This window comes from Iodidimonas nitroreducens (assembly GCA_000710935.1).
Classification (GTDB): domain Bacteria; phylum Pseudomonadota; class Alphaproteobacteria; order Sphingomonadales; family Rhodothalassiaceae; genus Iodidimonas; species Iodidimonas nitroreducens.
Genome location: BAYV01000020.1, coordinates 23,289 through 34,551, shown reverse-complemented (window position 1 = coordinate 34,551; position 11,263 = coordinate 23,289). Strand labels below are relative to the sequence as shown.

The window sequence follows — 11,263 nt, the reverse complement described above, 5'->3', positions numbered from 1 at the left end:
AGGTCGTAGGTTCAAATCCTACCCCCGCAACCATCGATGTCAGCACCCCAGGTGCTGCGGAAATAGCGGCCCCATCCGGGCCGCTTTTTTCGTTTTGCCGATATCGACGGCTGTATGTCCCCGCAACCACCGATGTCAGCACCCGCTCGTCCTCCGGATGGGCGGGTGTTTTTTTGCCGGCCGCCAGCGTCAGAATGCCGGCAAGGTCCCCCTCCAGCCATAGGTCCGCTTTACCATCCTCGCCGGCCGAAACGATAATGCGGCCGACCAGCGCCCGGATATCGTCGCTGGCTTCAAGCCGAGTACGCTCGTCTTCGAGTGCCGTAAACAGACCATCGATGCGCTTGCGGTACTCATGCGCCATGTTGGGGTGCAGTAGCGTTGGCGGCTCTTCCGCCTGGGCGAGTTCCTCCGTCAGACGCGCCTTACGATCTTCAAGTTCAAACAGCTCTTCCTTCATACCTGGCGTACGATAGCCTTCCTTGATCGCGTCGATGATCTTGCGGATTCCCCCTTCAACCTTCTTCAGTTCCGCCCCTTTGGCGGCGATTCCTGTAGACGCTTCCATCCGCAGGCGGTTGATCTCACGGGTATACTCTTCACAGAACGCGTGGAAGCGTTCCGGCTTCATCAGATGATTGCGCAGGGCGTTGAGGACGCGGGTCTCCAGCTCCTCACGCGTGATCCGGGTATGGTTCGAGCACGTCCCCTTGTTCTTCACCGTCGAGCAGCCGAACTGACCTCGATAGACAATGGAATAGCCGCCCCCGCACTCGGCGCATTTGATGAGGCCGGAGAAGAGGTAGCGCGTGCGGCGCGTTGCGGTAAGGCCGTTGCCTCCATTCTTGACATAGCGCTCGCGGATCGCGGTTTGGCGCGCCTTCACCTTGGCCCAAAGTTCATCGTAGATGATGCGCAACTCCGGGACCTCCTGGATGATCCACTCCTCTTTAGGGTTTGGGCGCGCGACACGCTTGCCCGTATCCGGATCCTTGAGAAAGCGCTGGCGGTTCCAGACGAGCCTGCCTATGTAAAGCTCGTTGTTGAGCACGCCGTTGGCGCGCTTCACATTGCCGAATAGCGTGCTCGGTCCCCATCCCTTGCCGCGGGGACCGGAAATGCCTTCGGCATTCAGCTCATGGGCGATTTGGCGCGGCGACTTGCCGGCTGCATAGTCGGCGAAGATGCGGCGCACTATCGCAGCTTCCGCCGGATCGATCTCACGCTCGCCGCGTTCCGGCTCACCGTCGGGGCCGGTCCGGCGCACGACGCGATAGCCGTAAGAATTCCCGCCTCCCGACTTGCCGTCTTCGACCCGGCCGCGCAAGCCTCTGCGCGTCTTGTCGGCGAGGTCCTTGAGATACAGCGCCCCCATCGTGCCCTTGAGGCCGATATGGAGCTCACTGATGTCGCCTTCGGAGAGCGTCACCATGCGCACCCCGGCGAAGGTGAGGCGTTTGTAGACGCCGGCGATATCCTCCTGATCGCGGGAGATGCGGTCGAGCGATTCGGCGAGCACAATATCGAAGCGCCGGGCCTGCGCGTCCTGCAGAAGCGCCTGGATACCTGGCCGGATCAGGCTCGCGCCTGAAATCGAACGATCGCTGTAGCTGTCGACGATGCGCCACCTTTCGCGCTCCGCGCGCTCGCGACAGATTCTCAGTTGGTCCTCTATCGAGGCGTCACGCTGGTTGTCGGAGGAGTAACGAGCGTAAAGGGCTGCGGTCGGCATGCGGCATGTCCTCGGATTCAATGATTCGATTCTGAATCCTTTTTCGCCCTCAGACAAGCTTCTGCGTAGTGCTGTCTTGCCGCCTGGCGCGCAAGTGCTTTCACAATACTTTGGAGTCTGTTCTCGATTTCGCGCGATATCGGATGTGCAAGTTTCCGTTCTTGCGCAGTCGTCTCATTAGGATTTGGAGTGAATTTGCTGTTTTCCATCTGCAGGATCATGCCTGCACGATGCATAAGTCCCAATACGGGGCTTCCCAACGTTATCCATCCCAAGCAACCATCGGCTGGCCCGTCTTTGCTCCGCTTGGATCGACCATGCGGCTCTTGGAAAAGTGGTGTCCGGGGGATGCAACTTTGAGGGCCACACGCACGGGCGTGGTAGGTCGAGGCCGACTGGACACGATAGCGTGACTTGATCGGCGCCCATTCGGCCGCCTTCCTTCCGCCGTCAGTGGTATCTGCAATCACTATTCGACGCTTCCCTTCCACTCCAAAATCAATTGACGTGTGCTGATCGGAATAGTTCCCATCTGCGTCATCCGCGCCATTGCGGTGTTATGGATATCCAATGAAGTCCCTCTCGTCGCGTCCACTACAAGGTATACGTCGAAACCTTCCTCCAAAGCGCTGAGTGCGGCGAAGGTGACTGAATCATCTGACCACATGCCGCAAAGGATTAAGCGGTTGCGTTGACAAGATCGAATATGGTCCCGAAAAGAGTCATTCGCCCACGGATTTATTGTTTCGCGCCAAATCGCATCTTCCCCCGAGCCATGGCTGTCTGATGCGTTTATCAGTTTATCATTCCGCGCACGATTTGATCGTGCGGTGACGATTGTCGGAATTTTAAGCTCTTCTGCTGTTTTCAAAAGCAGACCAACCACTTCGGTAAAACGCTGCGCTTCTTCGGCCGGCAGGCCAGCGGAAAAATTGGCGAGGTAGTCGATGAGAACAACGACGCAGTGTTCCGGGTTCAAAAGTAAACCGAATGATTTCGAACTGGACGAATCCGTTGAGCGGTTCATTTCATGAATTCTCCGGACTTTCACGCAGGCGCAATAGCCGCAGCGCATTGGCGATCACCAACAAGGAAGCGCCTATATCGGCGGCGATCGCGCCCCACAAAGTCGCGAAGCCGGCAAAGGTGAGCCCCATGAAAACCGCTTTGACCCCGAGTGAGAAGACGATGTTCTGGCGAATGATCGCGAGCGTCCGTTTGGAGTGACGGACGAGCCAAGGCAGTTTCGAGATGTCATCGGTCATGAGCGCGATATCGGCGGTCTCGATCGCTGCGTCCGAGCCGATCGCGCCCATGGCGATGCCGAGGTTGGCACGCGCCAGCGCCGGCGCGTCGTTGACACCGTCGCCGACCATGGCGACCGTACCATAGCGCGCGACAAGCTCCTCGATTTTCTTGACCTTGTCGTCCGGCAATAGCTCGGCGTGTACCTCGTCGATGCCGAGATCGCGGGCGATGGCATTGGCCGTGACGCGGTTGTCGCCGGTCAGCATGACCACATGCCCAATGCCGGTGGCGTGCAGTTGTTGCATGATTTCCCGCGCCTCCGGCCGGACCGTATCCGCGACCGCGATGAGACCGCAGACATGACGCGGGTTGCCGACGGCGATGACGGTCTTGCCGCCCGCTTCCAGCGCTTCCGCCTGTCTTGCGGTCTCGGGCGTATCCTGACCGCGCTCGACGACGTAGCGGTGGGAACCGAGCCAGAACCGTTCGCCGTCGAAGGTTCCGGCCAGCCCCTTTCCCTTGAGAACCCGCACGTCGCCCGCCGGCGCAGGTGTGATTCCCCGTTGATCCGCATATTCCAGAATTGCCCGCGCAAGAGGATGCGTGGAGCGCGCCTCAAGCGCGGCGGCGCGCGCAACGAGCTCGGCCTCGGTGTGGTTTCCGAGCGGGATGACCTCAGCCACGACGGGCTCGGCCCGCGTGATCGTTCCGGTCTTGTCCATGGCGATCGCCTTCAGGCGCGCTGGAAGCTCGATATAGGCGCCGCCCTTGACCAGCACCCCGGCCCGCGCCGACGACGCCAGTGACGCGACGATGGAGACGGGCGTCGAGATCACCAGGGCACACGGGCAGGCGATCACGAGCAGGACTAGGGCGCGATAGAACCAGTCGTCCCACGCTCCGCCGAGCGCCAGCGGCGGCGCCAGGAATACAAGCAACGCGAGAGCCATGACCGCGGGCGTATAGACACGAGCAAAGCGCTCCACCCATTGTTCCGAAGGAGCGCGCCGCGCATGGGCTTCCTCGACCATGCGGATGATGCGCGCCAGCATCGTGTCCCCGGCCGCCTTGGTGGCCTCCACCGTGAGCGTTCCGTCGCCGTTGATGGTGCCGGCGTAAACCTCCGCGCCCTCCGCCTTTTCAACCGGCACGCTCTCGCCGGTGACGGGCGCTTGATTGACAGCGCTTTCGCCGGCAGCGACCCGCCCGTCCAGCCCGATGCGCTCACCAGCCGGAACGATGAAGCGGTCGCCTGGATTGACCTCGGCCACAGGCACGTCCGCTTCCGATCCGTCTGCGCGCAGGAGACGCACCATGGGCGGAGAAAGATCGACAAGAGCGGCAATGGCACGGCGCGCTCGGCCGACGCTCCAGCTTTCGAGGGTGAGCGAGAGGGAGAACAGGAAGGCGACCGTCGCTGCCTCGAACCATTCGCCGATGACGATGGCGCCGGCGATGGCGACCGTCATCAAAAGGTTCATGTCGGGCCGCAGGCCGAGCGCCGCGTACCAGGCCTTGACGATGACGAAGCGAATGCCGAAGCCGATGGCGAGCGCATAGGCCGCCATCTCGGGCAGAGGCACGGCTTCTCCGTCGTGACCGGCGAGAAGCCGAATGGCTTCGGTGAAGCCGCCCGCGAGCCAAATGTGGATGACAAAGCCTGCAACGACAAATAGGCCACTGAGACTTGTGAACCAGATGTGTTGGCGTCGGCGCCTGTCGCTCTCGTCACCCGCGCTTTTCGCGCCGGCGCGCCATTCGACCGCGGTCATGCCCGTCCGGCGGACGGCTTCCCGGATCTCATCGGCGGAGGCCGGCGGCGCTTCGGCGAGCACCGTCATGCGGCCGTTCAAGACGTCGAAGGCGAGGTTGTCCGCACCGCCGACAAGCGGGCCAAGCTCGCGCCGGAGCACCGCCACTTCCTCGGCGCAATCGAGCCCTCGCACCTTGAAGGTCAGGCCGGACGCTTCAGATGCGGGCGCCATCAGGACGCGTTTCCGTCGTCGATCGGATATGCGCTTTCGATTTCGCTGACATAAACCCAGCCGGCATTGGGTTGTCCGGTGCGCCCATTGTCGCGAATCAACGCCAAGGCCTGGTCGACCTTGTCCGCCTCGCAGACGAGTTCCAGCTTCACCTCTGTGATGACTTTTTCGCCAATCTCAATGGAATATTGCTGTTCCTGAGAATCGAGGGCTTTCAGCATACCCTTAACGTCGATCACGGAAATGTTCCGGAACCCTGCTGTCTTAAGGGCATGGACAACGTCAGCGATCCGGTTGCGGTGAATAAACGCTTTAACTTCTTTCATATTAGACCTCCTGCGATTCGAGCTGTCGGGCGGTTTCCACGGGTCGTGCCACGCGCGTCTCCATCCACTCATAGATGACGGGGAGAAGGACAAGGGTCAGCAGCGTCGAAGTGATCAGCCCGCCGACGACGACGGTGGCAAGCGGCCGCTGGGTTTCGGCACCGACACCTGACGACAGCAGCATGGGGATCAGGCCGAGGATTGCCACGCTTGCCGTCATCAGCACCGGGCGGAGTCTGAGTTCCGTTCCCCGTCGTACGGCTTCCCCAACGCTCAGTCCCTTTTCGCGCAATCCATTGATGAATTCGACGAGGACGATGCCGTTGAGCATGGCGACACCGAAGACCGCAATGAAGCCGATCGCCGACGGCACAGACAGATATTGCCCGGTGATGGCGAGCGAAATCAGTCCGCCGATAGTGGCGAATGGCACATTGGCGATGATCAGCGTTGCGTGGCGGATCGAGTTGAACGCGGTGTACAGAAGGACGAAGATGAAAAAGATCGTCAGCGGTACGATGATCGAAAGGCGCGTGAGCGCGCGCTGCTGGTTCTCGAAAGCACCGCCCCATTCAATCCAATAGCCGGGCGGCAATTCCACATTTTGCTTAATCGCCCGGTTTGCATCCTGAACAAAGCCGTCAATGTCGCGTCCGCGGACATCCATCTGGATTACCGCATAACGCTGCAATTGCTCGCGCCGAACGAAGGAATAGCCTTCCGCCACTGACACGTCCGCGACACGGCTCAACGGAATAATCGCCCCATCGGCCGTACGCAGTGGGATCGCCTTGATCGCCTCGATGGAGGTTTTCGAGGAGTCCTGAAGCCGGGCCGTGATGTCGAATCGTTTGACGCCGTCGATAAGTGTCGAAACTGGCTCGTTGCCGATTCCGGTGCGGACGATAGTCAGAACATCATCAGCGTTGAGGCCATAACGGGCAAGCTGGTCCCGGTCTACCTGAATCCGCACTTGCGGCTTGCCGAGATTAGCTTCGAGCGATAGATCGGCCACACCGGGGACCGAGGCGATCGCGTTCTTGATCTCTTGGCTCAGGCTGTCGAGTTCGGCCAGGTCTTCGCCGTAGAGCTTCGCCGCCAAGGTGGCGCGCACCCCTGAGATCAGTTCTTCCACCCGCATCTGGATCGGCTGGGTGAAAGCGATGACGGCGGTGGGGACGACCTCTTCCAGTTTTTCACGCATGGCGTCCGCCAGTTCCTCAATCGAGCGGCCCGACTTCCATTCTCCCTCGGGTTTCAAGGCGGTGTAGATCTCCATGTAGTTGACGTCGGCAGTCTCGCCCTTTTCGGCCCGGCCGATCATGGCGAGTGTGGTGTCAACTTCCGGGAACTCCGACAATGCCGCCGAGATGTCGTTCGAGACCTTGATCGACTGGTCGAGCGAGGTGGACGGAATCGACGTTACCCGCCACATGATTGAGCCTTCCTGCAACTGCGGCATGAACTCTTTCCCAAGAAAGGGAAAAAGCGCGAGGCTGAACAGGAGCAAGGCACCGGCGGCCATCACGACCTTTCGCTTGTTTGCAAGCGACCAGGCGAGCAGGGGCAGATAGCCGCGCTTGATCCAGCGCACGAGCATGGTATCGCGCTCTTCCTTGGGCTTAAGGATGAGCGCCGCCAGAACCGGTATAATCGTCAGCGTCAGGAGCAGTGATCCCGCCATAGCGAAGCTGATGTTGAAGGCCATCGGCTTGAACATCTTGCCTTCGAGGCCTTCAAGGCTGAAAAGCGGTAGGAACACGACGATGATGATGAGGATTGCGAATGCTATCGGATTGGCGACTTCGCGCGCCGCCGCCAGCACGGCTGCCGTTCGGTTGACCTCCTCGCCGTGCGAGCGGCGCTCCGCCATAATGCGGAAGGAATTCTCGACCATGACCACGGCGCCGTCGACCATCATGCCGATACCGATGGCGAGCCCCGCCAGCGACATCAAATTTGACGACAGGCCTGCCTGCTCCATGAAGATAAAGGCGATCAGCATGGCGAGGGGCAACGCGGCGATGACCACAAACGCCGAGCGGAGTTCGCCAAGGAATAGGAAGAGCACAATGGCGACCAGGATCGAGCCTTCGATAAGAGCCCGTTCCGCCGTTGAGACGGCCTTTTCCACCAATTCTGTGCGGTCATAGATCGGCTTCAGCGTGACGCCGTCAGGCAAGGCCTGTTCGGCCACGGAAAGCTTCTCCTTGACAGCATCGACCACGTTCTTGGCGTTCTCGCCCATGCGCGATAAGGCCATGCCGAGGACTACCTCCTTGCCGTCGCGCGTCACCGCGCCGAAGCGCAGCGATGGCGCCTGTACGACCGTCGCCACGTCCCGCAAATAGACCGGCGTGCCGTCCTCGACCTTGAGGATAATGGTGCCGATATCGCGCTCACCATCGACGAGACCGAGGCCCCGGACCAAAAACTGCTCTGGTCCCTGATCGATATATTGCCCCCCGACCTGACGGTTGTTGGCCTCGATCGCCTCCATCACATCGCGGTAGCCGAGCTTGTATTTAATGAGCTTCAGGGGGTCGATCTGCACCTGATACTGGCGTTCCTGGCCACCCCAGGACATCACGTCATCGACCCCCGGCGCGGTCCGCAAGATGAGACGGATCGACCAGTCCTGCAGTGTGCGCAAGTCCATGTCGGTGATATCGCCCGCGAGTTGTTCGTCGGCGCGCTCCAGCGTGTACCAGAAGACTTGTCCGAGTCCGGAGGAATTCGGTCCCATTTCCGGCGTGCCGTAGCCCTCGGGAATGCGGTCGCGGACTTCCGCCAAGCGTTCCATAACCAGGCGGCGCGCAAAGTAAATGTCCACATCGTCTTCAAAATAGACCGAGACATAAGACAGGCCGAACAGGCTGACGGAGCGGATCTGGTCGACATCGGGCAGGCCGGCCATGGCCGATTCCACGGGGAATGTGAGAAGTTGCTCGACATCTTCTGCGGCGAGGCCGGGCGACTCCGTGTAGATATTCACCTGGACCGGGGTCACATCCGGAAAGGCGTCGATGGGAACCGTCGTCACCGCCCGCCAGCCGAGAAAGCCGATCACCAGAAAGACAATGATCACAAGAAATTTGTATTGAAGCGAAAGTTCAACGAGCTTGTTCAACATGATCTATCTCCTTAGTGCCCGTGGCCTTCGCCCATCTGGGATTTCTGGATGAGCGACTTGAGGAGAAAGACCTCAGTCGTCGCGATTTCATCGTCCGTGCTCAGACCGGCCGCGACCTCAACCCAGCCGCCGCGCGTCACGCCGGTCTTAATCGCCGTCGGGTGAAGTTCGTCGCCTTCGACTTTGAAGACGGTCGGATTTCCGTCCATGAGCGTGACGGCCGCCTCCGGTACGGCGAGCGCTTGTTTGCCATCACCGACTCCAACCGCAACGCTGACATATTGGCCGGGATGTAGCTCGTCGCCCGCATTGTCGACCTCGACACGGATCGGCAAGGTGCGTGTCGTCTCGTCAAGCGTGTGGTGGACCTGAACGATCCGGCCGCCGACCGCGTGGTCCTTGTCAATCAGAATACGGACAGACGAGCCGACCTCGGCATGAGCAACCTGATCGGGCGTAAGCTGGGCTTGCACCCACACCCGGCTTTCATCCGTGATCTGAAACAGCACGCGCCCCGCATCCACGACTTCGCCAACAACGAAATCGTCCTTGACGACCGTACCGTCCTGCGGAGCCAAAAGATCGAATATCCCAGTCGCTTTAGAAGCGTCACCGTTTTTGACCAGTCCCTCTATCTGCTCCGGTGTCATGCCGAAAGCTAAGAGCTTGGCGCGTGCCTGCTCAGCAGCCACCTGCGCTTCCACATAACGCCGCTCGGAAACGACCTCACGTCCCAGCTCGCGCACGCGGCTCCATTCGCGCGTGGCAACGATCAGGTTTCCTTGCGCATCCGCCATCTCGACGCTGGATAAGGTGACAAGCGCTTGTCCGGCCTTCACATGGTCCCCAAGCCTTGCCTGCCGGGCGACAATTTGAGCGGATATTCTCGGTGCAATCTGCGCTGATCGGTATAGATCGAGCGTTACCTCACCCGGTACAACGGCTTCGTCGGTGAGGACTCGCAAGTCCACGGGCGCCGTGGTGACGCCCTTTGCCTTGCGATCGGCGGCGGTCATTTCGACGACACCGCCTTCTTCATGCTCCTCGCCGTGCTCCGTCTCTTGCGACGCTGGAGCAGCGACTTCAATCTTTGCATTCGGCGACTGATTGATCAGCGCGAAAGCAGCGCCGACGAAAGCCACCACGACGGCTGCACCACCTAAGAACAATTTATTTTTCCTGGTCATTGGATATTCTCCACCCATTCGCTGATCGCGGCGGAAGCTTCCAGCCAGTCGAACCATGTGGTCCAGAGACGGCCCTTGAGCTCAACACCGGCGCTCTCCGTTGCGAAGGTTTGATTGAGTTGAATGATGTAATCGACGGCGTCGATTTCGCCGGCTTCCCACAACCGCTGCAGGAGCGCGCGTTGCTCTTCGAGCGGCGCAGCCCCTTGGGCGGTCCAGGCTTGCCAAGCGCTGAGCGCCGTTTCGTAGCGCCGAAGGCTTGCGGCAAGCCGTGCTTCGACCCTGCGTCTCAAGTCACGGTAGCTTTGCTCTCTCGCGATCGAACCAGCCCTGGCGGCGTCGACTTCGGCACTGTACGTGTTGCGAATGGGCAGGGGAATGGACAGCCGTACCCCGAATAGTGTCGAGGACTCTCTTTGCCCAAATGGATCGAGTGCGCTTCGCTCTTCACCAACTTTGACGCCTAAGGTCGGGTCAGGTATGCGATTCCGCTTCGCCACGCCGACGAAAGACCGCGCTGCTTCTGTATCAGCCTGCGCCGATTGAAGTTCCGGCAGCGCCTCGACATTCACTACATCGATTGAGGGGCGCTTTTGCGGAGGTGAACCGATAAGCGGCGGCGGTGGAGGCATCACGCCGCCAACGACGGCGATCAGGCGTTCCTCCGCTTGCGAGAACTCGATGCTTGCCGTGCTCGCCGCAGCTCGTGCTTCAGCCAGAGTCAATCGGGCCGTCAGCAGGTCCGATTGCGGCAGGTCGCCCGCGCGATTACGCCGTTCGGTAAGCGCAAGGAACTCTTCGTCCAGCCTGACACGTTGCTCGGCTATGCGAACTGCGTCTCGGCGCACCTGATAGTCCGATAACGCAATAAGGAGATTAGCGAGGATCGTTTTGCGCGTGATTGCGAACCGCGCTTCCGCGGCGACCACCTCGGCCGTGGCGACGTTGGCGCGCGCGCGCCGTTTGCCGCTGAGATCGAGCGTCTGCGATAGGCCGACCGACTTTGAATTGTCGAGCGCTTCCTCGTATTCAAACTCAATCTCGGGATTGTAGAGCGGTTGCGCTTGGCCGCGTGCCTGGGCGCGCGCGGCATCCAATTCGGCCTGGGCTTGACGCAGGGCCGGATGATCACTCAGGACGCTGAGGGCAAATTCCCTGAGCGCTATGTCCGGTGCAGCGCTCTCCTGCGCTAAGCCGGGCTCAGCAAGCCAAAGGCTCGCGATGACAGCGCCGAAAAGCGCCAGTTTTTGGCATTTCATTCATTGAACTCTCTGTCTCGGTTACCAGGGTGCACGCGCCACAACGATGCCGTGTTCGCGCACAGACTCAGGGCATAGAGAGTTCAGGCGTTGGGAGGGGGGACCGGCGGACCTTGGCCGGCGGAATTCTTCCCGGCGTTGTCACGCGGGAATTCTTGATCGGTCGGCGCTGCATAGATGTTTCCACCGGCGAGTACGGCGGCCGTCATATGGTGCAGGCTGTGGCAACCACAATGGATTTCGCAGCCGTCAAAGGCTTGCTTGTCCTGGTCGTGATCTGACTGCGTATGGAATTCGAGGCTGTCAACCGGCGCGGCGTCAAGGATCGCGATGTCGGCGAGTTGAATCGCGACAAAGACAACCATCCCAAGCAGTAACAAGACCTTCTTCATC

At 60.4% G+C, this 11,263-nt stretch carries 8 protein-coding genes; all 8 read right to left on the bottom strand.

Translation table 11 applies throughout. The annotated features are described in order from the left end of the window. On the bottom strand, positions 1-1,732 hold a 1,732-nt coding region (locus AQ1_RS09090), incomplete at its 3' end, for a recombinase family protein (RefSeq protein WP_042086472.1). 469 nt (positions 1,733-2,201) lie between these two features. Further along, complete coding sequence (locus AQ1_RS09085) at positions 2,202-2,759, bottom strand: isochorismatase family protein (RefSeq protein WP_042086470.1); 558 nt, start codon at positions 2,757-2,759, stop codon at positions 2,202-2,204. Between the two features lies 1 nt (position 2,760). Next, entirely contained in the window at positions 2,761-4,965 is a 2,205-nt protein-coding gene (locus AQ1_RS09080; RefSeq protein WP_042086468.1) for a heavy metal translocating P-type ATPase, read from the bottom strand. Next, positions 4,965-5,291 (bottom strand): P-II family nitrogen regulator, encoded by a 327-nt coding sequence (locus AQ1_RS09075; protein WP_042086466.1) that lies wholly within the window; start codon positions 5,289-5,291, stop codon positions 4,965-4,967. The genes AQ1_RS09080 and AQ1_RS09075 overlap by 1 nt, the downstream gene beginning before the upstream one ends. A gap of 1 nt (position 5,292) precedes the next feature. Continuing rightward, positions 5,293-8,424, bottom strand: coding sequence for an efflux RND transporter permease subunit (locus AQ1_RS09070; RefSeq protein WP_042086464.1), 3,132 nt, complete (start codon positions 8,422-8,424; stop codon positions 5,293-5,295). Between the two features lie 11 nt (positions 8,425-8,435). Continuing rightward, on the bottom strand, positions 8,436-9,611 hold the full coding sequence (locus AQ1_RS09065) for an efflux RND transporter periplasmic adaptor subunit (RefSeq protein WP_052371155.1): 1,176 nt from the start codon (positions 9,609-9,611) through the stop codon (positions 8,436-8,438). Beyond that, positions 9,608-10,870 carry a TolC family protein gene (locus AQ1_RS09060; RefSeq protein WP_042086462.1) on the bottom strand — a complete coding sequence of 421 codons (1,263 nt, stop codon included), beginning with the start codon at positions 10,868-10,870 and terminating at the stop codon, positions 9,608-9,610. Before AQ1_RS09060 ends, AQ1_RS09065 begins: the two co-directional genes overlap by 4 nt. Positions 10,871-10,953: 83 nt before the next feature. Then, the gene (locus AQ1_RS09055; RefSeq protein WP_150007463.1) at positions 10,954-11,250 is read right to left on the bottom strand and encodes a hypothetical protein; all 297 of its coding nucleotides are present in this window, start codon (positions 11,248-11,250) and stop codon (positions 10,954-10,956) included. Positions 11,251-11,263 lie beyond the last annotated feature (13 nt).